This window comes from Halorubrum distributum JCM 13561, assembly GCF_000337395.1.
GTDB classification, from domain to species: Archaea; Halobacteriota; Halobacteria; order Halobacteriales; family Haloferacaceae; genus Halorubrum; species Halorubrum distributum.
In genome coordinates this window covers 1-25,336 of the sequence record NZ_AOJF01000042.1, presented here as the reverse complement: position 1 = coordinate 25,336, position 25,336 = coordinate 1, and the positions used below count along the sequence as shown (strand labels likewise).

The window sequence follows — 25,336 nt, the reverse complement described above, 5'->3', positions numbered from 1 at the left end:
CGCCCCCGCGTGTCGGGCGAGTCATGGACGAGATCCTCACGAACTGGCTGCTCGGCCTGATCGCCGCCCTCCTCGCCGTCCTCGTGCTCGACTCGACCGGCGAGCCCTTCCTCGCCTCGCTCGCGCCGGTCGCGAACGTGCTCGCGCTCGTCACCTTCCTCGCGTTCGTCATCCTCACCGGCGCGTTCCTCGTGTACACCGCGTCGTTTCGGGACTAACGCCCCGCCGCGTCCGCGTCTTCGATCCGCCTGACTCCCGGCGGTCCCCTGCCCCGCCAATCCGGTCGACTCCCCGCGATCCCCGCCGCCGCGCGTAGCTTTTTGTCTCGCCTCGAACTGGGACGCGTATGGAGTACACGACACTCGGGAACACCGGCACCACCGTCTCGAAGATCTGTCTCGGCTGTATGAGCTTCGGCGACCCCGACTGGCGCGAGTGGGTCCTCGACGAGGAGGAAGGCAAGGAGCTCGTCGAGCGCGCGATCGATCTGGGGGTGAACTTCTTCGACACCGCAAACATGTACTCGAACGGCGAGAGCGAGCGCGTCCTCGGCGAGGCGCTCGACGGGTACGACCGCGACGAGTTCGTCGTCGCGACGAAAGGGTACTTCCAGATGGACGAGTCGAATCCGAACTCCGGCGGGCTCTCGCGGAAGGCGATCGAACAGGAGCTCCAGCACTCCCTCGACCGCCTGGGGATGGACACGATCGACCTGTATCAGATCCATCGCTGGGACGACGAGACGCCGATCGAGGAGACGCTGGCCGCGCTCGACGACGCGGTGCGGCGCGGCGACGTGCGCTATATCGGCGCCTCCTCGATGTGGGCCCACCAGTTCGCGGAGTCGCTCCACGCGAGCGAGCGCGAGGGGTACGAGCGGTTCGCCACGATGCAGAACCACTACAACCTCGCGTACCGCGAGGAGGAGCGCGAGATGCTCCCGCTGTGTGAGAAGGAAAACGTCGGCGTGATGCCGTGGAGCCCGCTCGCGCGCGGCTACCTGACCCGCCCGCACGAGGACGTGGACGCGACGCTCCGGGGGCAGACCGAGGACCACCTCTACGCGCACCCCTACCGCGAGGGCGGCGGCCCGACCGTCAACGAGCGCGTCGAGGAGCTCGCCGCCGAGAAGGGCGTGAAGATGGCCCAGATCGCGCTGGCGTGGCTGTTCCACAAGGAGTCGGTCGACACGCCCATCGTCGGCACGACGAGCGTCGAACACCTCGAAGACGCGGTCGAGGCGCTCGACGTCGACCTCTCGGACTCCGATCTGGAGTGGCTGGAGGAGCCATACGAGCCGGTCCGCGTCTCCGGCCACGAGTAGGCGGCGCGCGGTGGCCGCCGCAACGGCCTAAATGGTGTTTTAGGGATATGTCGGTAACCTATTTGTGTGACAGAGAGTGTCAACCACACATGAGCGACGACACCGACCGATCCGCCGTCCGGTCGCGCACCGAGTACGCGCGTACCCGGACGCGCTGTCCGAACTGCGGCGACCGCGTCCCGGCGGCCGGCGGCGACGGGGAGCCCGCGGAGTGTCCGAACTGCCACCGCCTCGTGCGCGCGTGACGGCGGGGGCGACCGCCGCCCAGTCGCGTGGCGGGTACGGCTCCGTTCGGTCGCCGCCGCCCGCCCGTGACTTATAAACGCACCGTCGCGGACGCCACGACAACCCTTTTCGGCGGCGCCGCCGAAGCGTGGCGCATGGCAGACGACGACGCCACCGACCCCGAGAACGGCGAGGCCGGCGAACAGGACGCGTCCGCCGAGGGCGACGACGGCGAGGAGAAGTCCTTCCGCGAGCGCGTCGAGGAGATCCGCGAGCGACGCGAGGAGGAGCGCGAGGAGGGCGACCGGCCCGACCCCGAGGAGATGATGGGCGGCGGCGGCCCGCCGGGGATGGGCGGCGGAGGCGGCGGCAACCCCTTCGCGCAGATGATGTCCGGCATGATGGGCGGCGGCGGCGGTCCCGGCGGCGCGGGCGGCCCGCCCGGGATGGGCGGCGGCCCCGGCGCGCAGGGCGAGCAGGGCGCTCGCGGCGACGACGGCGGCAACGAGGAGCTCGTCCGCGAGGTGCGCCAGCTCCGCGACGAGGTCCGCGACGCGACCCGGCAGCTCCAGCGCATCGCGCAGGCGCTCGAAGACGACTGAGTCGGCGAATTCTCTTCTCCATTTTCCGAAGCCCGGTAGCGCTGCGCTCGTCGGTCGACGAGGATGCGCTGTCGGGCGGGAACCGCGACAGCGTCGCGACGACCGCTCGAAAAACGACTCAGTTCCGGGCGCCGCTCGTCGCCCCGATCCGCTCCGGCAGCGCTGGCAGCGCGACGACGGCGACCACGGCCGCCGTCGTCGCGACGAGCGTCACCGGGAGCGTCCCCGCGAGCGCGTACGCGCCGACCCAGAGCCCGCCGGTGACCGCGAGCGCGGGGACCGCAACGCGGACCGGGACCGCGGGCTCGTCGCCCTCGACGAGCCGCCAGCCCACCGCGCCGCCGGCGCCGGTGGCGATCCCGATCCCCGCCTCGACCACCTCGCCGGTGTGTCCCCCCGCGACGGCGACGGCCAGCGAGCCGGTCGAGACGACGGCCGCGAGCAGGAACGCCGGGGCGGGGTTCAGCGCACCGGTCGGGCCGGCCGCCGTCTCCGCGCTCGCCGAGCGCCGCACGCGCGGGTCGCCGGCGAGCCACAGGGCGACGGCGACCGTCCCCGCGCCGACGGCCAGCCCAGCGAGCACGTCGACGAGGTAGTGGACCTCGATGATCACCCGCGAGGCCGCGACGGCGACGGCGACCGCCCCGGCCGCGAGGTAGCGGGCGCGGTCCGTCCAGAACCGGTCGTACAGGAGGGCCACGGCGAGGTACGCGGCCGCGCCGCCGGTGGCGTGGCCGCTCGGAAATCCGAACCCGTCGGAGAGCACCTGCGCCTCGTACCAGCCGGACAGGAGCGCGGGGAGCCACGTCGGGACGTCGGCGGGGGGCATCGCGCCGGGCGGCCGGGCGACCGCGAACCACGCCTTGCCGAGCGCCGTCGCGGCGTACGCGCAGGTGACGGCCGCGATGGCGGTCGCGCCGGCGCGGCGCGGCGAGCCCGCGGTCCGGTCGCTCGCGAACCAGTAGCCGACCGCGAGCAGCGCGAAGAGGAACCACGGGTCGGCGAGGTGGGTGACGGCCGCGAAGGCGACGACGACGAACTCCGGGAGCGCGTCGACGACGGCGAACTCGCCGACCCCGCGCTCGGCGGCGACGAGTCCGGTCACGTCTCGACCACCCGGTCAGTCATCGCCGCGGCGGCGGGCGTAGTCGAGCGCCTTGCCGGGCGTCTCGATCAGGTTGAGGCCGATGCCGACGACGACGAATATCGTGTAGAGGCCGAGCGTCGACAGCCCGAGGACGACGATGGCGCCGACCGCGTAGATCCCCTGAAGCGACGTCAGCGCCGCGAGCGTCAGCACCGTCCCGTACAGCAGCACGAGGTACGGCCCCCAGCCCCTGGCGTGGCCCCGCCGCATCCGCGAGCGGACGTACCGCTTCAGCTCCGACTCGACCTCGGGTTTGTCGACGGTGCGGCGTTCCACGTCGTCCTCGAACTCGTCGAGCTGCGACCGAAGCTCCCGGACCTCCGCTTCGAGGGCGGCGACGTCCGGCGCACCGCGCGGCCGTTCGCCGTCGTCCCCGTCGGGATCCGACTCGCCGTTCATACCCGTGGGTCGGTCGCGGTCCTGTTGTAACTGCCGGTCCGCGGCGTGGTCGGTGCCGTCGAACGCGGCGGCGGGACCGCCGCCCCCGGCCTCCCCGGAGTCGTCGCCGCCAGTCCCCCGCCCCGCGAGCACCACGTTGACCACGCCACCGAGGACGACGACGACGGCGGCGAGGTACAGCCACGTGACCAGCAAGAGGATGCCGCCGATGACGCCGTACACCTCGTACTGCGCGGCGCCCGCGGCGTACACCTGAAACCCGGCCTGAAGCAGCGTCCAGCAGACCGCCGCGAACGCCGCGCCCGGCAGCGCCTCGCGGACGGCGATCGCCGGCTGCGGCAGGAGGTAGTACATCGGGAGGAACACGACCGCGAGGAGAACGGGCAGGGCGAGGACGCTCGCCGCCTCGATCAGGGGGAGCGCGTCCGCGGCCGCGACGAACGCGCCCACGGCGACCATCACGCCGAGGCCGACGCCGACGCCGCCGACGACCGAGGCGGCGTCGGCTACCTGTTTGAGGAGGCCGGGCGTCTCCTCGCCGCCGTACAGCGAGACGAACGCCGTGTCGAGCCCGCGGAACACCTTCAGCGTCGACCAGAGCAGCAGCCCGACCCCGAGCAGGCTCGCGCCGGTCCGCCCGCCGGCCGAGGAGACGGCCCCGACGACCGCCTCCTCGCCGGCCGGCGTGAGGAACTCGCCCGTGGACGCCACCAGCTCGGCGGCGATCGTCTCCCCGAAGACGGCGGTGGCGACGACGACGAGCAGCAGCAGCGCGGGGACGAGCGAGACGAACGCGTAGTAGGCGATGGCGGCGGCGAGGAACGTCACCTGCCGGTCGACAGCGACGTCGACGACGCGCCGAGCCGTGCCGAACGCGGTGCGCGAGTGTCTGGACACGTTCCGCCCTTCGACCGAGCGCGACAAAAACGAGTGGGTGCCGACGGCGAGAGGGGTTCAGTCCCCGTCGCCGCCGAGGACCGCCTCGCGCATCTCGGGGATCGACGCCGTGCTCTTCACCGCCGTGCCGCGGTAGTGCGCACGGCTCGCCTCGTGGCCGGCGCCGCGGAGGCGCTCGACGAACTCCTCCATGCCGATCGCCGGCTCGCCCCACTCCTTGTACAGCCGGTGCTGGTCGTAGTGCGTGGGAGTGTCGAGCTCGCGCGCGACGGTGCCGAGCAGCTTGCGGGCGCGCTTCGCCTCGCCCATGTCGTCGGTCACCTCGCGGCGGACCGCGCGCGCGAAGTCGGGATCCGCGACCGGGCCGAGCCAGATCGGGCCCGCCGTGAGGACGCGGTCGCTCCCGCACTCCGGGCAGGCGTCGACCGGGTCGGCGATGTGCCCGCGCGTCGCGGCGCGCCAGAGGCAGTCCTCGCAGTGATCCACGTGCCCCACGCCGTCGAGACAGTCGTCGGCCGCGCGGGCGCCCGACTCCAGCTCGAGGTAGGTCCGCGCGTAGTGGCGGGAGACGTGCGAGAGGATCGGCGTCGCCGCCTTGTCGTAGCGCGCGGCGGTCCGAACCAAGGCGGATATCAGCGTCCGGAGCCCCATCTCCGGGTGGTAGTCGGTGTTGCGCGGGACCGCGCCGTACTTGCGGATCCCGCTGTTGAGGTGGGCGCCGCACAGCGGCGCGGTGTCGGTGGCGGTGACGCAGACCAGGTTGCGGCCGTTCGCGAACGCCGCGTCCGCGAAGGGGATCGGCGTGCCGTACGGATCGAGGTCGACGACGTCGAACGGGCCCTCGTCGTACAGCAGGGCGTTGACGTCGCGGTGGACCGCCTCGCCGTCGAGGCCGTTGGCGTCGAGGTTCGCGGCGGCGAGCTCGACCGCCTCGTCGTCGACGTCGGCGCAGGTGACGTCGTACCCCTCTGCGGCGGCGCGGACGCCCCGGATTCCCGAGGCGGCCATCGCGTCGAGGTAGGAGGCCGCTCGCGGCTCGCGGTCGCGGTAGGCGCGCAGCGTCGCGACGGTCACGTCGCGGTTCAGCTCCTGGGTCGGGTTGAAGAAGACGCCGCCGCCGGTGCCCTCGCTGGCGCCGTCGCGGGCCTCCGGGACGGAGACGGTGAGTCCGCCCTCTTCGATGTCCATACGCTCGGTTCGGCCATCCGGGCTAAAAGGACCGCGCTCCGGGGCGGGAGGTCGCGGACGCGTCGAGCGCGGCGACCGGCGGCGACAATGGGAGGCTTTTACGCCGTCGGCTCGGAACGTGAACGTATGAACGGAGACGCCACGCGAGGACGGTCCGGCGCAGTCGAGGACGAGACGGAGGGCCGAGGATGGTGAGTCCGGCGCGGGTCGACGCGATAACCGACATCGCGTACGGCGCGCTGATCGCCCTGTCGATCGTGCTCATCGCGACGTTTCAGGTGAACAACGTCGCCATCGCGTTCGGGATCGGGGTGTTCGCCTCGTACGTGATCCACGTCGTCTGGAAGATGGCGCGGTTCGACCCGGACTGGATGACCCGCGAGGTCGCGGACCAGGTCGGCAAGCAGGTCGAGGAGAGCGTCGGCGAGACCGTCGACAAGGAGGTCGAGAAGACCGTCGGCGAGACCGTCAACAAGGAGGTCGAAAAGACGGTCGGCGAAACGGTGAGCAAGGAAGTGGAGAAGACCGTCGAGGAGACCGTCGGCGAGACCGTCGAGGAGACCGTGAGCAAGGAGGTCGAGAAGAGCGTCGGCGAGACCGTCAACAAGGAGGTCAGCGAGGTCGCCGACGACGTCAGCGACACCGTCAGCGAGGAGGTCACCGGGAAGGTCGAGGAGACCGTCGGCGAGACGGTCGAGAAGACGGTCGGCGAGAAGGTGGAGGAGACCGTCGAGAAGACCGTCGAGGAGAAGGTTGGCGAGACCGTCGAGGAGACCGTCGGCGAGAAGGTGGAGGAGACCGTCGAGAAGACCGTCGAGGAGACCGTCGGCGAGAAAGTCGAGGAGACCGTCGAGAAGACCGTCGAAGAGACGGTGGGCGAGAAGGTCGAGGAGACCGTCGAGGAGAAGGTGGGCGAGACCGTCGAGGAGACCGTCGGCGACGGGGATGACGAGGACGGCGAGGCGACCGGGCGACGCGACGACTCGTAGTCGGATCGGTCGCGATCGGCGACGCCGTCCGCCGCCGAGACGTTGTGGTCTGGTGGGCGCTCTCGGGTGCCCATATCCGTCGATTCCGACGGTGATAAACCGTGAGAGCGAATAATCGTACATAGTCGAATGGGCCACCACGACCTCGATCGGAGTCTCGGGCTGTACCCGACGATGATGATCAGTATGGGTGCGATGATCGGGAGCGGGATCTTCGTTCTCCCGGCGTTGGGATACAAGAAGGCCGGACCGGCGGTGGTCCTCGCGTACGTGCTGGCCGCGCTCGTCGTCTTACCGGCCGCGCTGTCGAAAGCCGAGATGGCGACGGCGATGCCGGAGTCCGGCGGCACGTACCTATACATCGACCGGGCGCTCGGCCCGTTGTTCGGGACGATCGCCGGGATCGGGGCGTGGTTCTCGCTCGTGTTCAAGAGCTCGTTCGCGCTCGTCGGCCTCGGCGCGTATCTGCTGCTTTTCGCGCCGCTCTCGCAGGGCGCGGTGGTGTACGTCGCGCTGGGGCTCGGCGCGCTCGTCGTGGCCCTGAACGTCTCCGGGACGAAGATGAGCGGACAGATCCAGGCGGTCATCGTCTCGCTGGTCGTCGCCGGCCTGCTCGGGTACGTCGTCAACGCGGGGTTCGTCGTCGACACCGCCCGGTACGCGCCGTTCACGACGGACGGGAGCGGCGGGGTCGTCACGGCCGCGGCCTTCGTCTTCGTCTCGTACGCGGGCGTGACGAAGGTCGCGAGCGTCGCGGAGGAGGTGAAAGCGCCCGGGAAGAACCTGCCGCGCGCGATGCTCGGGTCGATGGGGATCATGACCGTGCTGTACGTCGCGGTCGTCGGCGCGGTCGTGGGACTGAGCGATCCGGAGGTGCTGAAAACGGGCGGTCCGGGCGGGACGGCGTCGCTCACGCCGATGGCCGACGGAGCGGGGGCGCTGTTCGGCGGCGTCGGGGTAGCGCTCATCTCCGTGATCGCCGTCGTCGCGTTAACGAGCATGGCGAACGCCGGCGTCCTCTCCTCGTCGCGGTTCCCGCTCGCGATGAGTCGGGACGACCTCCTCCCGCCGGCGCTACGCACCATCGACGTGCGGTTCAAGACGCCGCGGAACTCGGTGCTCCTCACCGGTGTCCTGTTGCTGCTGCTCATCGCGTTCGTCCCGGTGATCGAGCTGGCGAAGCTGGCGAGCGCGTTCCAGATCCTCGTCTTCTCTTTCGAGAACATGGCGCTCGTGGCGTTTCGGGTTGCGGACCTCCCGTCATACGACCCCGAGTTCACCGCGCCGGGCTACCCGTACGTTCAGGTGTTCGGGTTCCTCGGCGGCATGGCCTTGCTCACGCAGATGGGGACCCTTCCGATCCTCGGAGCCGGAGGAATCATCGTCGGGAGCGCGCTCGTCTACTTCGCGTACGGCCGGTCGCGGACGGACCGGACCGGAGCGGTCGGGACGATCATCCGCGCCCGTCGCGGGGAGGCGGACGACGGCGTCGCGCCGACGGAGCAGGACTGACCGCCGCGGCGGCGTCAGTAGTCCCGGTCGACGACGATGACCGGATCGCGGGTCTCGTCCGCGATGCGGTCAGCGAGCGTTCCGAAGACGCGATCGCCGAGGCGCGACTGCGGCTCGTACATCACGACCGCGTCGTAGTCGGCCGCGACGCGGAGGATCTCCTCGTCGTGTTCGTCACCCTCGACGACGAGGGTGTCGACCGCGTCGGCGTCGAACCCGTCGTCGACCAGGCGGTCTCGCGTCTCCGAGACCACCGCCTCGCCGCGCTCGCGGCTTTCCTCGCCCTCGACGACGTGGAAGAGGGTGATGCGCTGCGTCGAGTCCTCGCTCAGGACGCGGATGAACCGCGGGAGCCGGTCGAACTCGGCGACGTCCGGAAGCGGCACGAGGATGCGCTCTACCCCCTCGGTCGGAGCGGGGTCGAGCTCGGCCGCGCAGTCCTCTTCGACCGCGACCTGTCGGATCGCGGCGGCGCGGTCCTTCCCGAACACCAGCCGCGTCCGGACGGAGGCCCCCGCGTCGGCGAACGACGCGGCGACCTCGTCGAGCGTCGCCTGCGCCGCCTCGCCGAACTGCTCGCGGGCGGAGCTGGCCGGCGTCTGTTCGGGCAGGTCGTAGTGCCCGAGCACCACCACGTCGAGCGACGAGAGGTCCTCGATCAGCAGCGGCGACAGCGGCTCGGGGTCCGGGAGTTCGAGCGGGACGAGGATCGTGTCGGCCATGGCGCACGCTTGGACGGCCGGACCAATAAACGGGGAGATCCGGCGGCGGAAGGGACGCGAAGCGGCGCACCGGTGGCCGCGAGACGCGCCGCTCTGCGGTCGGTGGACGCGAAAAATGGGTGTTGCGAGGCGCTACTCGTTGCCGAACATCTGGCGCATCATCGGGTGCATCTCCATCAGCTGCTCTTCGGCGATCTCCTCGTACAGCTTGTACGTGATAGAGACCGCCAGCAGCAGTCCGGTTCCGGAGACCTCGCCGATGGTGCCGAGCAGGTTCGCCATCACGGCGAGCAGCCCGACGAGGGCGCCGCCGATCACGGTCACCTGCGGGATGTACCGCTCCATGACCTTCTCGACGACCTGCGGATTCCGGCGGAACCCGGGGATCTGCATCCCGGAGTTCTGGATCTGTTTCGCGGTCGCCTCCGGCCCCATGCCGGTCGTCTCGACCCAGAAGATCGCGAAGATGGCGCCGCCGACGATCATGAACGTGAGGTCGACGCCGAGTCGGATAGCGATCATCCACAGTTCGATCGACGCCGACTCGAGCTGTCCGAGGAACCACATCCACTGGGTCCGCGCCTGAATGGGATTCAGGTAGTAGAACAGCCCGGAGATGGGTTGTCCTCCGCTGTAGGTTCCGAGCCACGCCGGCATCCCCGCCCACTGCGAGGAGAGGATCTGGCCGAGGAACTGGATGTTCGCCTGCAGCGCGCGAACGAGGATCATCGGCAGGACGGACGCGTAGATGAGTTTCACCGGGAAGCGTCCGCGAGCGCCCTTCACGCGGGCGTGCGACAGCGGGATCTCGACGCGGACCGACTCCGCGTACACGACGATCCCGAAGATGAACACCGTGGTGAAAAGGGCCAGAATGTTCCCCGGGTCGAACAGCAGGTTCTGGAGCCCCTCGGCCGTGAACGGCGACAGCGAGGCGGGCGCGTCGCCGACGATGACGCCGTACCAGCTCGCGAAGAAGCCGGGGGGACCGAGCGCGGAGAAGCTGAAGAAGCCGCCGACGATCTGCTGGCTCACCGACGCGATGATGAACAGCCCGACGCCGGAGCCGACGCCCCACTTGCTCACGATCTCGTCCATGAACAGGATGAGGATACCGCCGACGAAGATCTGCGCGAATATCAGCACCTGTACGCCGAAGATACCGATCCCGAGCGAACTCGCGACCTCGCTACTGGCCGGAAGGAAGCTCCCGGTGAACACCATCGGCGCCGCCGTCAGCGCCGAGACGATGATCACCAGCAGCTTCTGGAGGCCTTGGTAGAGGACCTGGTCACGCGGGTCGTTCTCCGTGTCGAGCCCGAGGAGGTTCGCACCGCCCAACAGCTGGAGGACGATGGACGCCGTGACGATCGGTCCGATACCGACCTGTAACAGCGACCCGGACGAGCCGGCGAGCACCGACCGGAACTGCCCGAAGAAGTCCGACCCCTGCCCGACCGCCAACCCGAACGGGTTGATGTTGGTCAGGAAGAAGTAGACGATCAGGACTCCGGCCGTCCACGTGAGCTTCCGTTTGAACGGGACGTGTCCCGCGGGCCGCTCCACGACGGGCATCCGCGAGAGCACCGGTTCGGCGGCCTCCTTCCAGCTCATGTTACGCCTCGTCGTTCTCGTCGTCGGAAGTGTTTTCCGGTTCGTCAGCGGGCTCTTCGGCGCGCTCGGAGAGCGTCGCCTCGCCGCCGGCCTCCTCGATGAGCTCGACCGCGCCGGCGGTGAACGCGTCCGCCGTGACGCGGAGCTCGCGCCGGACCTGCCCGCCGCCGAGCACCTTCACGACGTCCGCCTCGTGGCCGTCCTCGACGACGTCGCGCGCGTCGAAGACGTACGCGTCGCCGTCCGCCTCGGCGAGGCCGTCCGCGGCGTACAGCGCCGCGTCCTCGTCGAGCTTCTGGACCTTCACTTCGAGGACCTCGGTCTGGGCGTCCTCGGGCCGCTTGAACCCGTGCTTGCCGAGCGGGCCGTAGTTGTGGTACTCGTGTTTCGCGCGACCGGCCGCGCCGCGGCCGCCGCGGTGCCCGGCGCCGCGCCGGTTCTTGTGCGTGCCGCCGCCGTGCGTGCGAGAGCCGCGCTGTCGTCGTTTCTTGCTCGTCATCGCATCGCCTCCAGGAGACTGTCGATCTCCTCGGTGCTGTGTTTCCCGAGCTCGCCGCCCTCGATCACGGGGTGTTTGATGCCCTCGTGACCGCCGCGGGGGGCGTGGAGCCGCAGCGTCGGCGAGAGGCCCTGCTCGCGCAGGGTCGTCTCCTCGTCGACGAGCGCCGCGGCCAGCGCCTCCAGGTCGGCGTAGTCGGTGTTGTCGTCGATCCACTCGTCGTCGACGTCGGCCGAGCCCTCCAGAGGCTCGCCGCGTCGCGCGATCGTTCGCGCGACGGCCTCGACGCTCGGTTCCCCGAACGCGACGACGTCGTTGACCTTCGTGATCATGCCGCGGTACGAGTCCGTCTCGGGGACGAACGTCGCGTGGTTGACGCGCCCGACGTTCAGCATGTCGAGCGTGTCCTCGACGCCGTAGTCGAGGTTGACGTCGCCGCGGAGCTGCACGATCGCCTGCATCACTCGCTCACCTCGTCGTAGTGGACCTCACGCGCGTGCTGCGGAGTGCGGGACTGCGCCGCGTTCTCCAAGGCGTTGAACGTCGCCTTCGCGAGGTTCACCGTGGTGCGCGTGTTGCCGTCGGAGTTCGTCCAGGCGTCCTCGACGCCGGCGAGCTCCAAGATGTTGCGGACCGTCTCCGCGGCCGCGAGGCCCAGCCCCTGCGGGGCGGGCTTGATCTCGACCGTGACGGAGCCGGCCTTCCCCTTCGCCGTCCGGGTCAGGGAGTTGGTGCCGCCGGGCTGGTCCTCCCAGGATCCGGAGCCGCGGTCGACGGAGATGATGTTCAGCTTCGCGACGTCGATCGCCTTCTGGATCGCACCGCCGACCTGGTCGTCGCGGGCCTGCGCGTAGCCGAGGTAGCCGTCGCGGTTGCCCACGGCGACCACGCAGCGGAACTTCACGCGCCGGCCGGAGTCGGTCATGCGCTGGACCATGTTGATGTCCAGCACCTCGTCTTCGAGCCCCGGGAGGAGCTGGTCGACGATCTCCGCCTCCTTCAGCGGGAGGCCGGAGTTGAGCGCCTGTTCCATCGACGAGATCTCCCCGTCCTGTACCTTGCGGCCGAGTCGCGTCCGCGGTTCCCAGCCGTCGTTGTGTCTACTCATGGTCCTCCTGGATTGTCTCGAGCACGTCGTCGAAGTGCTCGGGTAGCTCGCTGGCGTCGAACTCGCCGCTGTACAGCGGCTCGTCGAGCTGCTCGGCGTAGTCGGCGATGTGCTCGCCGCGCGTGCGCGACCAGTCGGCCAGCACGTCGTCGTTGTGCGGGATCTCGAGGCCCGCGTCGATCGCTCCTTCCTGTACCGCGAACGTCTTGTTGCCGGGCGTCGCCGTGTTGAGCCCGATGTCGAGGACGGCCTCGTCGAGGCCGGCGTCGACGGCGCGGGCGCCCGCGAGGAAGCCGGTGAGGTACGCGCTGGGGAGGTTGCCCGTGGGGGCGTCCCAGCCGTACTCGCCGAGCTCCTCGCTGGAGGCGGCCGCGTGGGTCTCGTCGCCGTCAGATCCGGGGGTCACCAGCTGCGCCCTGACGTGAGCGTTGCTCACCCGGGCGACCAGGCGAGGCTTGCCCGATTTCAGCAGGCGCAACCTCTGATGGTAATCCGTCCGGACCTCGCGGCGGCGCCGCATCGGCACCTTGTATCGTGGTCCTGTCGCCATTAGTCCGTCACCTCGTAACCGTACTGCGTCTCGATGAACGCCTCGAGTCGGGCGACGTCCTCGAAGTCTCCCCCGCTCGCCTTGTTGTAGAGCGTGCGGTACTCGGAGGCGTCGAGCACGTCTTCCTCGTCGCGAAGCTCCTTCAGGCGGGCCCGCTGTGCGCGGATGCGCGCCTTCCAGTCGTCTTTCGTGTCCTGCCGCGCGCCGGAGCGGCCCTTCCGGGTACCGGCGCCCGACTGGTGCCCGTAGGAGCGCTTTTCGGCGCGCTCTCGGGCGCGACCGCGCGAGTTCGTCTTCTCGTCTTTCGCGCGGATCGTTCCCTGTTCGATGAGTTCGCGGACGTCCTCGCGGGTGATTGCGTCCTCGATCTCCTCCTGTGCGTCGGGGTCGAGCCAGACGCGGCCCTTGCCGACGTCGAGCTCGTCCGCTGCGAGCCGTTTCTGCGCCTTCAGATCACTCATCGTTGACCTCCACTTCGACGTAGGTCGGGTTCAGCACGCGAATGCCCCGCTCCTCCGCCTCGTCTTCGATCAGTTCGCGCTTGCGACCGCCGACCTTCGAGGCGATACGCACCGCCTGCGTGTCGCCGTCGACGCCCTCGAGGTCGTCCGTGTTGTGAACGCGGACCTCCTCGAAGCCGCTCGGGTGCAGGTCGCGCGACGCCTTCGGCGAGCGGAAGCCGGCCTCGACGACCGGGCCCTTCGACTTCATGCGGCGGCGCTGCTTGGAGAGCCCGCCGCGCGGCTTGCGCCACGACGTCGGGATCCGCTTTTTCTTGTGGTAGTCCTGCCGGTTGAACTGCGGTTTCCCCTCGCGGTGCTTCTGTGCGAGCGCGCGAGCGGTCTCGTCGTCCAGCTCCGGCGTCTTGTCGGCGTGGCCGCGGGGGCGAAGCTCCGTCTCGACGGTCTCGTCGGCGTCGGCCTCGTCGGCCTCCTCCTCGTCCGTCTCGTCTTCGATCTCCGCGTCCGCCTCCTCGTCGACCTCCAATCCACCGACGTCGGCCTTGATACGCGCGGCGAGCGCGTTCCCGACGCCGTCGACCTCGGAGAGCTCCGACTGGGAGGCGGCCTTCACGTCCTCGACCGTCTCGTAGCCGGCCTCGCGAAGCGCGTCCGCCTTCGAGGGACCGACACCGCTGATGTCTTCCAGTTCGTCTGCCATTGATTAGGCACCTCCGGTGGGCTTCTCGACGATGTACACGCCGTCTTGGAAGACGCGCGTGTCCTTGTCGGTCACCTTCGTCAGCTGTTCGATGTCGGCGGCGGTCTGCCCGACGGCCTCCTTGTCGGAGCCCGTGAGCGTGACCGTCTCGCCGTCGACCTGTACGTCCGTGTCTCCGCGGATCGGGGTGCGCCGCGCGGCGCTCTCTCCGAGGAAGTTCTCGATGACGACCTCGTCGCCCTCCACGTTCACCTGCATCGGGAAGTGGGCGTAGTACACTTCCATCGCGTACTCCCAGCCCTCGGTGACGCCGTGGATCATGTTGGCGACGTGGCTCTCGAAGGTGCCGACCGTGGCGTTGGTCTTCGCGTCCTCGTTCTCGGAGGTGATGACCACCGCGCCGTCCTCGATCGAAACGTCGACGTCGGGGTACCAGAGGCGTCGCGTGACGCTTCCGTTGGGCCCCTCGACGGTGAGTTCGAGGTGATCGGTCTCGGCGGAGACGTCGTCCGGAATCTCGATTTCGACTCTGTTCATTGTTAGTAGACGTATGCGATCACTTGGCCGCCGATGCCCGCTTCGCGGGCCTCGTAGTGGCTCATGACGCCGTGGCTCGTCGTGACGATGAGCGTCCCGTAGTCACGGGCGGGGAGGTATCGCTTCTCCCACTTCTCGAACTCGTCCGCGCCCGCTGAGTAGCGGGGCTTGACGGCGCCACACTCGTTGATCGCGCCTTTCAGTTCGACCTCGAACTTGCCGGCCTTCCCGTCGTCGACGTACTCGAAGCCGTCGACGTACCCGCGGTCGTAGAGGACCTCGAGGACGGAGCCGATGATGTTCGAAGCGGGCTCTACCGTGTACGACAGGTGGCCAACGCTCTCGGCGTTGTCCATGCCGGCGAGCGCGTTGGTGAATGGATCGTTTCCCGTCATAATCAGCTGTACTTCTCGAATCCCATGTCTCGGGCGACCTCGCGGAAGCACTGCCGGCAGAGGTTGATGTCGTACTTGCCGACGAGTCCCTGCTCGCGGTCGCACCGCCGGCACGTGTGCCGGGAGTCGGTGCGCTTCGCGGCGTGCTCGCCCGTGTCGTTGTTCGCTTCGCTCATTCGGATACCTCGACGTCGAAGTTCGTTTCGAGGAACGCGGCCGCGTCCTCGGCTGTCATCCGGTGGCGAGCGGGGATGGTCCCCGTCGCCTTGTCGCGTTTCGAGACGCGGTAGCCGGGACGGACGATCGTGGTCGTCACGTCGAGGCCGTAGATCCCGGTGTTGGGATCGTACTCCTGGCTCGGGAAGTCGGTGTGGTCTTCGACCCCGAAGCTGAGGTTACCCGTGTCGTCGAACTGGCTCCGGCCGATCTCGACCAGGTCCAGCGCGGTCGCGAGGAACGCGTGCGCGTCCTCGCCCCGCAGCGTCACCTTCACGCCGATCGGGTCGCCCTTGCGGATCCCGAACTCGGCGATAGTGCGCTTCGAGGTGGTCCGGACCGACTGCTGGCCCGTGATCTCCTCGATGATCTCCTCGGCGTCGGCGAGGGGCTGTCTCTTATACACATNGAGATGTGTATAAGAGACAGCATCCGAATCCCCCGCCTCGTCGGCGTCGTCGTCGGTGAAGTTCTCGTCGATCACGACGACGTACTCCTCGACGGTCTCGTACCCGCCGTCGTCGCTGGCGACGGTGACGGTGTTGTCGCCGGAGCCGAGCGTCACGTCGATGTCGTCGATCTCGCCGATGTGGCCGGCGTGCTGGCCGGCGACGGCGGTGACCAGGGCGCTCTCCTCGTACTCGAAGTGGGCGACGATCTCCTTCGTCTCGTTGTCGACGACGATCGAGTCGTTCGTGTCGTAGTCCGCGTCGTCGTCGACGCGGACGTTCGTCCCGTCGTGGAGCGTCAGCTGGACGACCCCGCCGGGGACGACGGACTTGTTCGTGATCTTCCCGAGCCGGCTGCCCGCGGCGTCCTCGTCGACGGAGGTCAGCGCGAGCCGACCGCCCTCGTCGGGGAAGACGCGGAAGTACTCCCCGCGCTCGGGGAACGCCAGGATGTCGAACATCCCGATCGGACGCTGTTCGTCCGAGACGGCGTCCCCGTTGACGAGGATCGAGTCGTTGTTCAGCGCGTAGCGCGCCTCCTTCGTCGAGTCGACGTAGCCGAGCACGTCCCGCAGCAGGACGACGAGCGGAACGCCCGCCTCGCCGTGCGGGCCCGCGCCCGCCTTCACGGTGAACGTGTTCGTCTTGCGCTCGACCGGCCAGGAGTTCGGTACTGACAGTCGCTTCTGGTGTCGCGTCATTCGTTGTCCTCCTGGAGCCGCGCCTCCCGGCGCTCGTCTTCCAGGTCCAGTTCGGTCACCCGGACGTTGCTCGCCGGGATGGGGCGGGGAACCTCCTCCCCGTCCGCCTTCTCGACGGTGACGTCCTCGACCGTGATCCGCTCGGCGGACAGGTCGACGGAGACGACCTCCGCCTCCGTCCCGGCCGCGTCGCCGCGAAGCACCTCGACGGTGTCGCCGGCGTTGACGCGGACGTTCCGCTGTCCGTACTCCTCGCGGAGATCCTCGGTGAGGGTGGCCCGGACCTGATTCTGCCGCTCGTGGAGCGGCGCGGTCTCCGACCGTTTTCGCTGTTTGCGTGGCTGTTTCGTCATAGTTAGACGATCATCGTCGCGGTCGAGGCGATGCTCCCGAATCGTTCGGCGACCTCGCGGGCGACGGGGCCTTTGATCTCCGTGCCCCGCGGCTCCTCCAGGTCGTCGATGATGACGGCCGCGTTGTCCTCGAACTTCACGCGCGTGCCGTCCGGGCGGCGGATCGGCTTGCGCTGGCGGACGACGACCGCCTCCAGCACCTGCCGCCGCATCTCCGGGGTCCCTTTCGTGACCGAGACGGTCACCTTGTCGCCGATCCCCGCCTTCGGGTGGCGGTTCTTCGTGCCGGAGTAGCCCGACACGGAGATGACCTTCAGCTCACGGGCGCCGGTGTTGTCGGCGCACGTGATCAGCGAGCCCTTCGAGAGCCCCTGCGTGACGTCGGCCTTGAGCGCCTCCATCACTGATCACCAGAGAGGTTCTCGACGACGACGTGGGACTTCGTCTTCGAGAGCGGTCGCGTCTCCGCGATTTTCACTTCGTCACCGACTTCGAGCGAGTCGAGCACGCCCGGCACGTGGGCCGGGATGCGCGAGCGACGCTTCATGTACCGATCGTATTTCGGTACGAACACGTCGTACTCTCGCTCGACGATGACGGTCTTTGCCATATCCGTCGACACGACCGTTCCCTCGCGAGTCTGGCCGCGGACGGAGAGCTGCCCGTAGAACGGGCACTTCTCGTAGTCGTAATCCTCCGGGTTGTCTGGCTCCGGAGGCGTGGGTACGTCGATTCCTATCGCCATTGTGTGGCACCTCGTTCGGTGCGTTCGGCGGGCCGATGCCGCAACCGATCGCCATCCACCGTCGCGTAGACCGCGTCTTTGCACTCGCCTCGTCGGCTCGCCGGGCCCGCGCCGTCACCGGTGACGACGCTTGTGGACCCGGACGGGCCAGACTGACGGGGGCGGACCCCCGTAGTATCCGACCCGAGTTGGGACGCGGACCCCGGCGACTCTCGGTCGCCGGCGGCTTCATCTGTGCGAGCGGTCGGCGTCTCGACGACGCCGAACTCGAACGTCGCGCCCGACTTGGGCACGCGCTTGTCCCCCGACCCCGTCCGCACCACGAGGGTGCCGAACGTCTCGTCGAGCACGCGACCGGCGATGCCCACGTGGGCGTCGCTGTCGGCGTCGACCACCCGAACCGGGAGGCCGACGAGCTCGTGTCGAACGATGTTGTCGGGGGAGATCATCTTACTGTTCGTCGTCGAAGTCGCCTTCTTCCGCCTGGATCGTCTTGATCCGCGCGATGGTCTTCTTCAGCTCGTTGACGCGGCCCGGGCTCTCCGGCATGCCGCCGGCCGCTCGCTGCGCCTTCGAGTTGAGCAGCTCGGTCTCGAGCTCCTCGAGTTCGACCTTCCGCTCCGCCGCGGTCATGTCGCGGATCTCGTCGGTGTAGAGGATCGCCATATTACTCGTCCTCCTCGTCTTCCTCGTCGGCCGCTTCCATCTCCGCGACGAGGTCGGCCGCCTCGGACTCGATCTCTTCGTCGAGCTCGTCGAGCTCGTCGGCGTCGACGTCCTCGTCGACCGGTTCCTCCGCGGCGACGTCGGTCGCCTCGGTGGCCGTGTCCTGCGTCTCCTCGACGACCTCTTCGACGACCTCCTCGTCGATGACCTCCGCAGGGTCCTCGTCGGGGACGTCGACGTCCTCGTCGTCGCCCACGTCGGGCACCTCCTCGGGCTCCTCCTCGAGGAGCGACTCGACGCCCTCGTCGGCGTCGGCGTCGACCGCCGCCTGCTCGACCTCCGGGACCTCGGCGTCCTCGCGGACGTCGAAGTCGTCCGGGAGCGTCGCGCCCGGCGGGATGATCTTCACGTTGACGCCGATCGTCCCGAGCTTCATGACGGCGACGCCCTGGCCGTGGTCGACGACCTCCTCGGCGGGCTCGCCGTTGTGCTTGATGTAGCCGCGGTTGAACTTCTCGACGCGCGAACGCGCGCCGGTGACCTTCCCGCTCAGGACGATCTCGGCGCCCAGCGCGCCCGCGTCCATGATCCGGTCGATCGTCGTGTGACCGGCCTTCCGGAAGTACCAGCCGCGTTCGAGGGCGTTCGCGAGACGGTCCGCGACGATCTGGGCGTTCAGGTCGGGCTCGTCGACCTCCTGAACGTCGATCTGCGGGTCGTCCATGTCGAAGCGCTCCTCGAGCTCGGTGGTGATCTTGCGGATGTTCTTCCCGCCCTTCCCGATCACCATGCCGGGCTTTTCGGCCTTCAAGACGATCTGCGTGCCCATCGGCGTCTGGGCGACGTCCATCCCGCCGTAGCCGGCGCGGCCGAGCTCGTCCGCGAAGAACTCGTTGATCTGGGAACGGCGCAGGCCGTCCTCGATGAATTGGTGTTCGTCAGCCATTAGTTGTCAGCCTCCGGCTCCTCGATGATCAGTTCGACGTCCGCGAGCGTGGTGTTCCACTCCGTCGCGCCCGCTGCGCGGGGGTTCCGGCCGGGTCGCTCGCCGACCTTGTGGGGGGCGACGTGTTTGATGACCATCTCCTCGCCGTCGAACCCCTGCTCGTCGGCGTTGTTCTTGACGTTCTCCAAGAGCTTGAGGAAGTCCTTGGCGGCCTTCTCGGGGTACCGTCCCGCGTCCCAGCCGTCGATGTCGGAGCGGTGGCCCGCGCCGGCGTTGTGCTGGCGCATCGGCACCGAGGTCTCCTCGTCGATCACTTCCTGGAGGAACTCCTCCGCGTCGGCGACCGTCTCGCCTTTGATCTCTCGGGAGATCTCCTTGCTGTCCTTCACGCTGATGGGCCGGTCGCGGAGCATCCCCTTGGCGGTGGTCTCCGGGTCGGCCTCGACGCTGTAGTTGATTCCCATGGGTTACTTGAGGGGCACGAACTTCGAGGACCGGGTCGCGCCGATGCCGGCCTGGCCGTGTTCGACGGTGCTTCGTGTCAGGTGGAACTCGCCCAGGTAGTGGCCGATCATCTCGGGCTCGACCTGAACGCGCTCGAAGCTGTGGCCGTTGTACACGGCGAAGGTGACGCCGACGAACTCCGGCAGGACCGGCATGTCGCGCAGGTGCGTCCGGATCGGGTCGTCCGCCGTCGTCTCCTTGTCGCGGCTCCGGACCGTCTCCAGCAGCTTCTGCTGTTCGGTGCCGAGTCCGCGAACGATGCTTCGCCGCTGGCGTGCGGGGAGCAGTTCCGCGACCTCGTCTACGTCCATCTCCTGCAGCTCGTCGAGCGAGTGACCGCGGTAGGCGAACTCCTTGCCCTCGCGGCCGGTTCGGTAGTCTGAACTCATTTGTTGCCACCTCGTCCGGTGCGCTTGGATGCGATGTCACCGACCTTGCGTCCCGGCGGGGCGTCCCGCGAGACGGACTTCGGCTGACCGGGGTGTTGGCGACCACCGCCACCGAAGGGGTGGTCGACGGCGTTCATCGCGACGCCGCGCACGCGCGGGTATTTGGTGCCGCGCGCCTTCATCTTGTGGTGCTTGTTGCCGGCCTTGACGAAGGGCTTCTCCGTCCGGCCGCCGCCCGCGACCACGCCGATCGTGGCGCGGCACTGGGGGTCGAGGCGCTTCACTTCGCCGCTGGGGAGCTGGACGACCGCGACGTCGCGGTCGTGGGTGAGAAGCGTCGCCGACACGCCGGAGGCGCGCGCGAACTTCCCGCCGTCCCCGCGGTTGCTCTCGACGTTACAGACCGGGACGCCCTCGGGGATCTCCGCCAGCGGGAGCGTGTTGCCCGGCTTGATCTCGGCCGAGACGCCGACCTGGATCGTCTCGCCCACGCGCACGCCTTCCGGCGCGAGCACGAGGCGACGGTCGTCGTCCTCGAACTCGACCTCCGCGAGGGGGGCCGAGCGGGCCGGATCGTGTTCGATCCCGACGATCTCGCCGGTGATCGTGTCCACGTCTTCGAGCTTCTTGTGCGACAGTTCCGCCTTGTAACGGTGGGAGGGGGCCCGGAACGTCGGGCCGCCGCGTCCGCGCCGTTGTCCTTGAATTCGTCGTCCCATCTCAGAACACCCCGATGCGCGAGGCGATTTCGGTCGCGTCGTCGTCCGCGGACAGGGTGACGATCGCCTTCTTCTCGCCCTGCGGCGTCACCTGCGTGTTCACGTTGACGACGCCCACGTCGTAGCGCTCAGCGACCTCGGATTCGATCTCCGGTTTGGTCGCGTCCACGTCGACGAGGAACAGCAGCTTGTTGTTGAAGTCCATCTCGTTCATCGCCTGCTCGGTGACGATCGGATGCTCGATGATCGAGTTCATCGGTCCGCCACCTCCTCGACGGCGCTCTCGGTCCACAGCGTGAGTCGGCCCGGGTGCGCGCCGGGCGCGAGGTCCTCCGCGTTGACCTCGCGAGCGGTCGCGACGTCGACGCCCGCGAGGTTGCGGGCGGCGCGGGACGGCTCCTCACTGGTGACGACGAGAACGGACTTCGGCTGTCGGTACTTCCGACCGCGGGCCTTCCCCTGTCCGGCGCGGACGGAGCGGCCCTCCTCGGCGCGCGTGATGTCGGCGTCGACGCCGACCGCTTCGAGCACGCCCAGGGCCTCCTGGGTCTTCTCGAGCTCCTCGAACTCGTCGCTCACGACGAGCGGGAGGTCGAGGTCCTCGTCGAACGCGTGGCCGCGCTCGGCGACGAGCTCGGCGTCGGTCGTGGCCGCGATGGCCGACCGGATCGCGAACTGTCGCTCCTTGTCGTTGAGGCTCTTCGTCTGGTCCTTCTCGGCCTTCGGCGGGTGCGCGGCGCGCCCCGACACGGCGTGCGGGACGCGACGGGCGACGTTCTCGGAACGTGGCACGTGCGCGAGCCCGCGGCCGGAGCCGAACGACTCGGCGGGCGTCCGCAGCCCGGCGAACTCGTCGGCCCCGTAGGCCTGCTTCCGGTTTGCCTGGGCGGCGCCGACCGCGCGACCGATGAGGTCCGGTCGGAACGCGGTCTCGAAGACGGCCGGCAGATCGATGCTGCCCGCCTCGTCGCCGTCCAGGTCGTGTACTGTTGCGTTCATTGGTTATCCCTGGTTGGATTCGGTGGAAACGTACCGGACCTCGGGGTCGAGGCGCGGCTGGTCGTTCGGCCGGATGGCCGGGCGGAGTCGTAGCAGACGCTGGTCCGGTCCGGGCAGCGAGCCCTTGATGAGCGCGTACTCGCCGTCGACCTCGCCGTAGTTGACGAAGCCGCCGTCGACGGAGGCGTCGTCGCCCTCGCCGAAGTCGATGAGGCGCTTGTTGAGCTCGGTGCGCTGGTGGTAGCCGGTCTGGCCCTGCTGGGGCACGGTGGAGCGGACGCGGGAGGGGTTCCACGGACCGAGGTTGCCGATCCGGCGCCGCCATCCCTGGCGGGCGTGTTTGCCCTTCCGCTTTTGAACGCCCCATCGCTTGACGGGGCCCTGCGTCCCCTTCCCCTTCGTGATGCCGGAGACGTCGGTGTACTGGCCGGCGCGGAAGACGTCGCCGAACTCGTGGGCGCCGCCGTCGGCGACCAGGTCCAGCGCGAAGTCGGCGCGCTCCTCGAGGGAGCCGCCGCCGACGCGCGTCTCCATGACGTCGGGCTTCTTCTTGGGGACGTTCGAGAGGTCCGAGGGCGCCGTGTGCGTGATGACGCGCACGTCGTCGACGACGTCGTCGTCGAGCAGCGCGCGCAGCTCGTCGGCGTCTTCCTCGAATGTTTCCTCGGCCGGCAGGTCGAGCGCGCGGTCGAGCTCCTCGTGGAACTCGGTCGCCCAGACCTCTTCGACCGGTTTCTGTCCGTACGGCGTGTTCTCGTAGGCGCGCACGGCGACGGCGTACATCTGCGGCGTCTCGACGACGGTGACGGGGACGGCCTCCTCCATCCCTTCACGCGGCGAGTTCGCCTCGTCGTTGACCATCATGACGTGGGTCATCCCGGCCTTGTAGCCGGCGAATCCCTGCAGCGCAGGGGCCCCGTCGTCTTCTGGCCACGAACGGATGCGCGGCACCTCGCTGTCTGCGCGGGTGCGCGGGCCGTAGCCCAGCGAGCCTTTTCGTGGTCGGCTTGGTTGTGGCATGTGTTTACTCCGTGAGTGTGAGCGAGCCGAGGGTCGCGAACAGAGCCTCCTCCGTCCGGACGACCTCGCTCGCCTGTGCCGGGATCGTGTTCAGCCAGAGGTCGAACCCCGGATCGGGTTCGACCGAGCGGCCGTCGGCGACGGCCGCCCGAATGCGGTCGGGCGAAAGCCCGAGCATCTCCGGAAGCCCCCGCTCGGGCGCGCCGAAGGCGACGGTGTAACTGCCGGCCTTCCGCGCGTCCGAGACGAGGTCGCCGAGCCGCGAGACGGAGAGCGATTCTCCGTGTCGCGACGTCGCGACGGCCACTCCGTCGCCGGCGAGCGCTTCCGACAGGTCCGCGGCCACGACCTGGAACCCCTCCTCGGGCTTCCCGGCGATGCGGGCGCGGACCGGTTCTCTCGAAGAGACCCTGATGGTGACGCGCTCCCCCTGCTCGACCTCCATTCCGGAGGGAACGAGCAGGGAGATCGGGTGTTCCCGCAGCGGGGAATTGACCCGGACGCGGCCTTCAGGTCCGACCTCGGTCACGAGTCCCTGTGTTTTCGACTCTCCCCCGCTAGGGGTCGAGCCGGTCCGCCACGGCACGCGGAGCGGGGGGAGCACGCCGACGTACCGGAGCTCGTCGCGCTGCCCCCAGAGGTCCTTCCGGAGCTCCGGCGGCGTCGCGGCGTACCCCAGCACGGTGCGGACGTACTCCCCGCCCCGTCGGCCGTCGCCTTCCCGGTCGGGGAAGACGACGAGCCGATCCGCCCGGAACACCGCCGCCGCACGGGCGACGTAGCCGAGTTTGCGAGTCGCCTCGCGGTCGTCCTCGGCTTCCCGGACGAGCGAAGACGGAACACATATCGTGAGTCCGTCTTCGGTACGCATCGTGGCGAGACTGTAACCCTCGATTCCGGACGCCACCGTAAAAGGATAGCGGTCCTGATTCCCGGCTGTGGCGCGTTCACACGGGGTCTGGCGGGAGATTTCGACTGTGAATCGAGAGAGTCCGTCACACGGACCGGGGTCCGACCCGAGCGCGACCGTTCGGCTCAGGCCGGAACGATCCGCGCCACGGGCGCGTCGCCGTCGTCGACCGCGACGTAGATGTGGCCGCTGCCTGGTTCGACCGCGACCGCCCGCATGCGCCACTCCCGGTCGTCGAGCAGCGGATCGCGCTCGGTCACGGTCGCGTCGCGGCCGTCGCCGTCGACCGTGAACCGCCCGAGGTACCGCGCCGCGAGCGTGCCCGCGAAGAGATCTCCCCGCCACTTCGGGAACGCATCGCCGTCGTAGAAGACCGCCCCGCTCGGCGGGAAGCCCCCGGAGCCGCAGGGCCAGTAGTGGACCGGCGCGATCACGTCGTCGCGCTCGTCGTGGCCCGGCGCCACGGGGTCGTCGGTCCCGTAGCGGCACGCCTCGCTCGCGATCGGCCACCCGTAGTTGCCCGCGCGCTCGATGGCGTTGATCTCGTCGCCGTCCTCCTCGCCGTGCTCGCACTGCCAGAGCGCGTTCGTCTCGCGTCGCACCGCCATCGCCTGCGGATTGCGGTGGCCGTAGCTGTAGATCGCGTCGGCCGCGTCCGGGTCGTCGACGAAGGGGTTGTCAGGGTGCGCGTCGCCGTCGGGCGTGAGCCGCAGCGTCGCGCCCAGGTCGTTCGAGCGGTCCTGCGAGACGTGGTCGGGGCCGAAGTCGGTGTCGCGCCGGTCCCCGACCGTGACGAACAGCGCGCCGTCCGGCCCGAACGTCGCCCGAGACCCGAAGTGGAGGTTCGTGTCGCGGAACGGCTCGGCGACGAACAGCGCCTCGAAGCCGTCGAGCGCCGGCGTCCCGCCGTCGCCGTCGAGCGCGAGCCGCCCGGCGCCGACGTGGGTCGTCGCGCCGCTGGCTCCGTCGCCGGCCGGGCTGTCGGCGGCGCTCGCCGAGTACGTGAGGTAGACGCGCTCGTCGTCGGGGTAGTCGGGGTGGACCGCGACGTCGAGCAGGCCGCCCTGGCCCTCGGCGAACACCTCGGGCGCGCCCGCGACCGCCTCGACGGTCCCGTCCGCGGGGTCGAGGAGCGAGAGTCGGCCGGGCCGTTCGGTGACGAGCAGGCGGCCGTCGTCGGGCAGGAAGGCGAGTCCCCACGGGTTCTCGAACCCCTCTGCGACGGTCTCGACGGCGTAGTCGACGTCGGCGCCGTCGTCGGGCGGCGGGTCCTCGTCAGGGGCGTCGCTCCCGCCACCGCCGTTGCCGCCGAGACAGCCCGAAAGCGTCGGGAGGGCGGTCGCTCCGACGAAACCGCCGGCCGCGCGGATGGCGGTACGTCTGTTGATGCGGTCGGGGATGTCGGTCATCGTTCGGGTTCGTGTCTACGTGCGGACGCGGCACCGATGACCCTTCCGCCGACCGTCGTTCGGAACCCTTATATCTCCGACCCGGGCTACGATCGAATGCGAAGCACGCACCGGTAGTGTAGTGGTATCACGCAACCTTGCCATGGTTGCAACCCGAGTTCAAATCTCGGCCGGTGCATTTTCTAACTGACTTCGACAGTTAGCGTTCGCTTCACTTCGTTCAGCGAACTCTCGAACGTAGTGAGAGAAATCTCCGAGAGGGATTTGAACGCTAACAGTTATTTATAAACGGACAACGGAGCGGCGGCGAACGGCTCCGAATCCCTGCTGTTCTCTTATAAATAGTTGACTCGGTGTCTACGACGAACACCTCCAAAGCCCCAGCCGCGAGGACTCGCGCGGCTTGTTGCGCTCCTCGCTCGCGTTGCTCGCTGCGGTGCT

The 25,336-nt window shown here is 69.1% G+C and carries 34 protein-coding genes, 1 tRNA gene and 2 pseudogenes; 7 read left to right on the top strand and 30 right to left on the bottom strand.

Translation table 11 applies throughout. From position 1 onward, the window contains the following. Positions 1-23: 23 nt before the first annotated feature. The 4 genes from C470_RS10460 to C470_RS10450 all read left to right on the top strand — a co-directional run bounded on the left by C470_RS10460 (position 24) and on the right by C470_RS10450 (position 2,151). Entirely contained in the window at positions 24-218 is a 195-nt protein-coding gene (locus C470_RS10460) for a hypothetical protein (protein WP_004597383.1), read from the top strand. A gap of 128 nt (positions 219-346) precedes the next feature. Then, on the top strand, positions 347-1,324 hold the full coding sequence (locus tag C470_RS10455) for an aldo/keto reductase (protein WP_008367115.1): 978 nt from the start codon (positions 347-349) through the stop codon (positions 1,322-1,324). An 89-nt stretch (positions 1,325-1,413) separates the two neighbouring features. Further along, a complete protein-coding gene (locus C470_RS16130) occupies positions 1,414-1,569 on the top strand; it encodes a hypothetical protein (RefSeq protein WP_162832651.1) in 156 nt (51 codons plus the stop codon). Positions 1,570-1,704: 135 nt separating this feature from the next. Continuing rightward, positions 1,705-2,151 (top strand): hypothetical protein, encoded by a 447-nt coding sequence (locus C470_RS10450; protein WP_007345428.1) that lies wholly within the window; start codon positions 1,705-1,707, stop codon positions 2,149-2,151. Between the two features lie 118 nt (positions 2,152-2,269). Here C470_RS10450 and C470_RS10445 read toward each other — a convergent pair whose 3' ends face one another. Genes C470_RS10445 through C470_RS10435 form a run of 3 tightly spaced genes read right to left on the bottom strand, consistent with a single transcriptional unit; the run spans position 2,270 to position 5,782 of the window. After that, complete coding sequence (locus C470_RS10445; RefSeq protein ID WP_008367112.1) at positions 2,270-3,256, bottom strand: phosphatase PAP2 family protein; 987 nt, start codon at positions 3,254-3,256, stop codon at positions 2,270-2,272. Between the two features lie 15 nt (positions 3,257-3,271). After that, entirely contained in the window at positions 3,272-4,594 is a 1,323-nt protein-coding gene (locus C470_RS10440; RefSeq protein WP_008367111.1) for a YihY/virulence factor BrkB family protein, read from the bottom strand. Positions 4,595-4,651: 57 nt separating this feature from the next. Next, positions 4,652-5,782, bottom strand: a complete 1,131-nt coding sequence (locus tag C470_RS10435) for a tRNA (guanine(26)-N(2))-dimethyltransferase (RefSeq protein ID WP_008367109.1) — start codon at positions 5,780-5,782, stop codon at positions 4,652-4,654. Positions 5,783-5,970: 188 nt separating this feature from the next. Here C470_RS10435 and C470_RS10430 point away from each other — a divergent pair, with 188 nt between their 5' ends. Both C470_RS10430 and C470_RS10425 read left to right on the top strand, forming a co-directional pair. Beyond that, complete coding sequence (locus C470_RS10430) at positions 5,971-6,771, top strand: hypothetical protein (protein WP_004597394.1); 801 nt, start codon at positions 5,971-5,973, stop codon at positions 6,769-6,771. Positions 6,772-6,900: 129 nt separating this feature from the next. After that, positions 6,901-8,283 (top strand): APC family permease, encoded by a 1,383-nt coding sequence (locus tag C470_RS10425; RefSeq protein ID WP_008367107.1) that lies wholly within the window; start codon positions 6,901-6,903, stop codon positions 8,281-8,283. Positions 8,284-8,297: 14 nt separating this feature from the next. On the opposite strand, the gene C470_RS10420 is transcribed toward C470_RS10425, so the two are convergent. The 27 genes and pseudogenes from C470_RS10420 to C470_RS10295 form a co-directional block, all read right to left on the bottom strand. Next, the gene (locus C470_RS10420) at positions 8,298-9,005 is read right to left on the bottom strand and encodes a universal stress protein (protein WP_008367106.1); all 708 of its coding nucleotides are present in this window, start codon (positions 9,003-9,005) and stop codon (positions 8,298-8,300) included. A gap of 132 nt (positions 9,006-9,137) precedes the next feature. Further along, on the bottom strand, positions 9,138-10,619 hold the full coding sequence (secY, locus tag C470_RS10415) for a preprotein translocase subunit SecY (protein WP_008367105.1): 1,482 nt from the start codon (positions 10,617-10,619) through the stop codon (positions 9,138-9,140). Position 10,620: 1 nt separating this feature from the next. Continuing rightward, positions 10,621-11,118, bottom strand: coding sequence for an uL15m family ribosomal protein (locus tag C470_RS10410; protein WP_004597404.1), 498 nt, complete (start codon positions 11,116-11,118; stop codon positions 10,621-10,623). Next, the gene (locus C470_RS10405) at positions 11,115-11,579 is read right to left on the bottom strand and encodes a 50S ribosomal protein L30 (RefSeq protein ID WP_004597406.1); all 465 of its coding nucleotides are present in this window, start codon (positions 11,577-11,579) and stop codon (positions 11,115-11,117) included. The genes C470_RS10410 and C470_RS10405 overlap by 4 nt, the downstream gene beginning before the upstream one ends. Continuing rightward, a complete protein-coding gene (locus tag C470_RS10400; protein ID WP_004597408.1) occupies positions 11,579-12,226 on the bottom strand; it encodes a 30S ribosomal protein S5 in 648 nt (215 codons plus the stop codon). Before C470_RS10400 ends, C470_RS10405 begins: the two co-directional genes overlap by 1 nt. Then, the gene (locus C470_RS10395; RefSeq protein WP_004597410.1) at positions 12,219-12,776 is read right to left on the bottom strand and encodes a 50S ribosomal protein L18; all 558 of its coding nucleotides are present in this window, start codon (positions 12,774-12,776) and stop codon (positions 12,219-12,221) included. Before C470_RS10395 ends, C470_RS10400 begins: the two co-directional genes overlap by 8 nt. Next, the gene (locus C470_RS10390) at positions 12,776-13,237 is read right to left on the bottom strand and encodes a 50S ribosomal protein L19e (RefSeq protein WP_004597412.1); all 462 of its coding nucleotides are present in this window, start codon (positions 13,235-13,237) and stop codon (positions 12,776-12,778) included. Before C470_RS10390 ends, C470_RS10395 begins: the two co-directional genes overlap by 1 nt. Then, positions 13,230-13,937: a 50S ribosomal protein L32e gene (locus C470_RS10385; RefSeq protein WP_004597414.1), complete on the bottom strand. Its 708-nt coding sequence runs from the start codon at positions 13,935-13,937 to the stop codon at positions 13,230-13,232. The genes C470_RS10390 and C470_RS10385 overlap by 8 nt, the downstream gene beginning before the upstream one ends. Positions 13,938-13,940: 3 nt before the next feature. Beyond that, positions 13,941-14,474, bottom strand: coding sequence for a 50S ribosomal protein L6 (locus tag C470_RS10380; protein ID WP_004597416.1), 534 nt, complete (start codon positions 14,472-14,474; stop codon positions 13,941-13,943). A 2-nt stretch (positions 14,475-14,476) separates the two neighbouring features. Further along, entirely contained in the window at positions 14,477-14,869 is a 393-nt protein-coding gene (locus tag C470_RS10375; protein ID WP_004597419.1) for a 30S ribosomal protein S8, read from the bottom strand. Between the two features lie 2 nt (positions 14,870-14,871). Then, complete coding sequence (locus C470_RS10370; protein WP_004597423.1) at positions 14,872-15,045, bottom strand: 30S ribosomal protein S14; 174 nt, start codon at positions 15,043-15,045, stop codon at positions 14,872-14,874. Beyond that, a pseudogene (locus C470_RS15360) lies at positions 15,042-15,464 on the bottom strand (50S ribosomal protein L5); the annotation flags it as partial. The pseudogene C470_RS15360 and the gene C470_RS10370, both read right to left, overlap by 4 nt. 51 nt (positions 15,465-15,515) lie before the next feature. Next, positions 15,516-16,235 (bottom strand): annotated as a pseudogene (locus C470_RS15355) (30S ribosomal protein S4e); the annotation flags it as partial. Further along, the gene (gene rplX / locus C470_RS10360) at positions 16,232-16,588 is read right to left on the bottom strand and encodes a 50S ribosomal protein L24 (protein ID WP_004597427.1); all 357 of its coding nucleotides are present in this window, start codon (positions 16,586-16,588) and stop codon (positions 16,232-16,234) included. The pseudogene C470_RS15355 and the gene rplX, both read right to left, overlap by 4 nt. A 2-nt stretch (positions 16,589-16,590) precedes the next feature. Further along, positions 16,591-16,989 carry a 50S ribosomal protein L14 gene (locus tag C470_RS10355; protein ID WP_004597429.1) on the bottom strand — a complete coding sequence of 133 codons (399 nt, stop codon included), beginning with the start codon at positions 16,987-16,989 and terminating at the stop codon, positions 16,591-16,593. Further along, a complete protein-coding gene (locus C470_RS10350) occupies positions 16,989-17,333 on the bottom strand; it encodes a 30S ribosomal protein S17 (protein WP_004047221.1) in 345 nt (114 codons plus the stop codon). Before C470_RS10350 ends, C470_RS10355 begins: the two co-directional genes overlap by 1 nt. Then, entirely contained in the window at positions 17,324-17,782 is a 459-nt protein-coding gene (locus tag C470_RS10345; RefSeq protein WP_004597438.1) for a ribonuclease P protein component 1, read from the bottom strand. Before C470_RS10345 ends, C470_RS10350 begins: the two co-directional genes overlap by 10 nt. Position 17,783: 1 nt before the next feature. Then, on the bottom strand, positions 17,784-17,999 hold the full coding sequence (gene rpmC / locus C470_RS10340; RefSeq protein WP_008367099.1) for a 50S ribosomal protein L29: 216 nt from the start codon (positions 17,997-17,999) through the stop codon (positions 17,784-17,786). A 1-nt stretch (position 18,000) separates the two neighbouring features. Continuing rightward, positions 18,001-18,945: a 30S ribosomal protein S3 gene (locus C470_RS10335; RefSeq protein ID WP_007345437.1), complete on the bottom strand. Its 945-nt coding sequence runs from the start codon at positions 18,943-18,945 to the stop codon at positions 18,001-18,003. Continuing rightward, positions 18,945-19,409: a 50S ribosomal protein L22 gene (locus tag C470_RS10330; RefSeq protein ID WP_004597444.1), complete on the bottom strand. Its 465-nt coding sequence runs from the start codon at positions 19,407-19,409 to the stop codon at positions 18,945-18,947. The genes C470_RS10335 and C470_RS10330 overlap by 1 nt, the downstream gene beginning before the upstream one ends. A gap of 3 nt (positions 19,410-19,412) precedes the next feature. Continuing rightward, positions 19,413-19,838, bottom strand: a complete 426-nt coding sequence (locus C470_RS10325) for a 30S ribosomal protein S19 (protein ID WP_004599532.1) — start codon at positions 19,836-19,838, stop codon at positions 19,413-19,415. Then, positions 19,835-20,557, bottom strand: coding sequence for a 50S ribosomal protein L2 (locus C470_RS10320; protein ID WP_049897897.1), 723 nt, complete (start codon positions 20,555-20,557; stop codon positions 19,835-19,837). Before C470_RS10320 ends, C470_RS10325 begins: the two co-directional genes overlap by 4 nt. Before the next feature lies 1 nt (position 20,558). Further along, a complete protein-coding gene (locus C470_RS10315) occupies positions 20,559-20,813 on the bottom strand; it encodes a 50S ribosomal protein L23 (protein ID WP_004597450.1) in 255 nt (84 codons plus the stop codon). Further along, positions 20,810-21,556, bottom strand: a complete 747-nt coding sequence (gene rpl4p / locus C470_RS10310; RefSeq protein ID WP_008367096.1) for a 50S ribosomal protein L4 — start codon at positions 21,554-21,556, stop codon at positions 20,810-20,812. Before rpl4p ends, C470_RS10315 begins: the two co-directional genes overlap by 4 nt. A 3-nt stretch (positions 21,557-21,559) precedes the next feature. Then, entirely contained in the window at positions 21,560-22,576 is a 1,017-nt protein-coding gene (locus C470_RS10305) for a 50S ribosomal protein L3 (RefSeq protein WP_004597454.1), read from the bottom strand. A 4-nt stretch (positions 22,577-22,580) separates the two neighbouring features. After that, on the bottom strand, positions 22,581-23,447 hold the full coding sequence (locus C470_RS10300) for a putative RNA uridine N3 methyltransferase (RefSeq protein WP_008367094.1): 867 nt from the start codon (positions 23,445-23,447) through the stop codon (positions 22,581-22,583). A 164-nt stretch (positions 23,448-23,611) separates the two neighbouring features. Further along, entirely contained in the window at positions 23,612-24,895 is a 1,284-nt protein-coding gene (locus C470_RS10295) for a PQQ-dependent sugar dehydrogenase (RefSeq protein WP_008367092.1), read from the bottom strand. A 107-nt stretch (positions 24,896-25,002) separates the two neighbouring features. Between C470_RS10295 and C470_RS10290 the strand changes: the two genes are divergently transcribed. Further along, positions 25,003-25,073 (top strand) — tRNA-Gly (locus C470_RS10290). Positions 25,074-25,336: the final 263 nt, after the last annotated feature.

What these genes read in the sequence shown, in the direction of transcription:
- C470_RS10460 (WP_004597383.1), top strand. Translation starts at nt 24, where the DNA reads ATGGACGAGATCCTCACGAACTGGCTGCTCGGCCTGATCGCCGCCCTC.
- C470_RS10455 (WP_008367115.1), top strand. Translation starts at nt 347, where the DNA reads ATGGAGTACACGACACTCGGGAACACCGGCACCACCGTCTCGAAGATC.
- C470_RS16130 (WP_162832651.1), top strand. Translation starts at nt 1,414, where the DNA reads ATGAGCGACGACACCGACCGATCCGCCGTCCGGTCGCGCACCGAGTAC.
- C470_RS10450 (WP_007345428.1), top strand. Translation starts at nt 1,705, where the DNA reads ATGGCAGACGACGACGCCACCGACCCCGAGAACGGCGAGGCCGGCGAA.
- C470_RS10435 (WP_008367109.1), bottom strand. Translation starts at nt 5,782, where the DNA reads ATGGACATCGAAGAGGGCGGACTCACCGTCTCCGTCCCGGAGGCCCGC.
- C470_RS10430 (WP_004597394.1), top strand. Translation starts at nt 5,971, where the DNA reads ATGGTGAGTCCGGCGCGGGTCGACGCGATAACCGACATCGCGTACGGC.
- C470_RS10425 (WP_008367107.1), top strand. Translation starts at nt 6,901, where the DNA reads ATGGGCCACCACGACCTCGATCGGAGTCTCGGGCTGTACCCGACGATG.
- C470_RS10420 (WP_008367106.1), bottom strand. Translation starts at nt 9,005, where the DNA reads ATGGCCGACACGATCCTCGTCCCGCTCGAACTCCCGGACCCCGAGCCG.
- secY (WP_008367105.1), bottom strand. Translation starts at nt 10,619, where the DNA reads ATGAGCTGGAAGGAGGCCGCCGAACCGGTGCTCTCGCGGATGCCCGTC.
- C470_RS10410 (WP_004597404.1), bottom strand. Translation starts at nt 11,118, where the DNA reads ATGACGAGCAAGAAACGACGACAGCGCGGCTCTCGCACGCACGGCGGC.
- C470_RS10405 (WP_004597406.1), bottom strand. Translation starts at nt 11,579, where the DNA reads ATGCAGGCGATCGTGCAGCTCCGCGGCGACGTCAACCTCGACTACGGC.
- C470_RS10400 (WP_004597408.1), bottom strand. Translation starts at nt 12,226, where the DNA reads ATGAGTAGACACAACGACGGCTGGGAACCGCGGACGCGACTCGGCCGC.
- C470_RS10395 (WP_004597410.1), bottom strand. Translation starts at nt 12,776, where the DNA reads ATGGCGACAGGACCACGATACAAGGTGCCGATGCGGCGCCGCCGCGAG.
- C470_RS10390 (WP_004597412.1), bottom strand. Translation starts at nt 13,237, where the DNA reads ATGAGTGATCTGAAGGCGCAGAAACGGCTCGCAGCGGACGAGCTCGAC.
- C470_RS10385 (WP_004597414.1), bottom strand. Translation starts at nt 13,937, where the DNA reads ATGGCAGACGAACTGGAAGACATCAGCGGTGTCGGTCCCTCGAAGGCG.
- C470_RS10380 (WP_004597416.1), bottom strand. Translation starts at nt 14,474, where the DNA reads ATGAACAGAGTCGAAATCGAGATTCCGGACGACGTCTCCGCCGAGACC.
- C470_RS10375 (WP_004597419.1), bottom strand. Translation starts at nt 14,869, where the DNA reads ATGACGGGAAACGATCCATTCACCAACGCGCTCGCCGGCATGGACAAC.
- C470_RS10370 (WP_004597423.1), bottom strand. Translation starts at nt 15,045, where the DNA reads ATGAGCGAAGCGAACAACGACACGGGCGAGCACGCCGCGAAGCGCACC.
- rplX (WP_004597427.1), bottom strand. Translation starts at nt 16,588, where the DNA reads ATGACGAAACAGCCACGCAAACAGCGAAAACGGTCGGAGACCGCGCCG.
- C470_RS10355 (WP_004597429.1), bottom strand. Translation starts at nt 16,989, where the DNA reads ATGGAGGCGCTCAAGGCCGACGTCACGCAGGGGCTCTCGAAGGGCTCG.
- C470_RS10350 (WP_004047221.1), bottom strand. Translation starts at nt 17,333, where the DNA reads ATGGCGATAGGAATCGACGTACCCACGCCTCCGGAGCCAGACAACCCG.
- C470_RS10345 (WP_004597438.1), bottom strand. Translation starts at nt 17,782, where the DNA reads ATGATCTCCCCCGACAACATCGTTCGACACGAGCTCGTCGGCCTCCCG.
- rpmC (WP_008367099.1), bottom strand. Translation starts at nt 17,999, where the DNA reads ATGGCGATCCTCTACACCGACGAGATCCGCGACATGACCGCGGCGGAG.
- C470_RS10335 (WP_007345437.1), bottom strand. Translation starts at nt 18,945, where the DNA reads ATGGCTGACGAACACCAATTCATCGAGGACGGCCTGCGCCGTTCCCAG.
- C470_RS10330 (WP_004597444.1), bottom strand. Translation starts at nt 19,409, where the DNA reads ATGGGAATCAACTACAGCGTCGAGGCCGACCCGGAGACCACCGCCAAG.
- C470_RS10325 (WP_004599532.1), bottom strand. Translation starts at nt 19,838, where the DNA reads ATGAGTTCAGACTACCGAACCGGCCGCGAGGGCAAGGAGTTCGCCTAC.
- C470_RS10320 (WP_049897897.1), bottom strand. Translation starts at nt 20,557, where the DNA reads ATGGGACGACGAATTCAAGGACAACGGCGCGGACGCGGCGGCCCGACG.
- C470_RS10315 (WP_004597450.1), bottom strand. Translation starts at nt 20,813, where the DNA reads ATGAACTCGATCATCGAGCATCCGATCGTCACCGAGCAGGCGATGAAC.
- rpl4p (WP_008367096.1), bottom strand. Translation starts at nt 21,556, where the DNA reads ATGAACGCAACAGTACACGACCTGGACGGCGACGAGGCGGGCAGCATC.
- C470_RS10305 (WP_004597454.1), bottom strand. Translation starts at nt 22,576, where the DNA reads ATGCCACAACCAAGCCGACCACGAAAAGGCTCGCTGGGCTACGGCCCG.
- C470_RS10300 (WP_008367094.1), bottom strand. Translation starts at nt 23,447, where the DNA reads ATGCGTACCGAAGACGGACTCACGATATGTGTTCCGTCTTCGCTCGTC.
- C470_RS10295 (WP_008367092.1), bottom strand. Translation starts at nt 24,895, where the DNA reads ATGACCGACATCCCCGACCGCATCAACAGACGTACCGCCATCCGCGCG.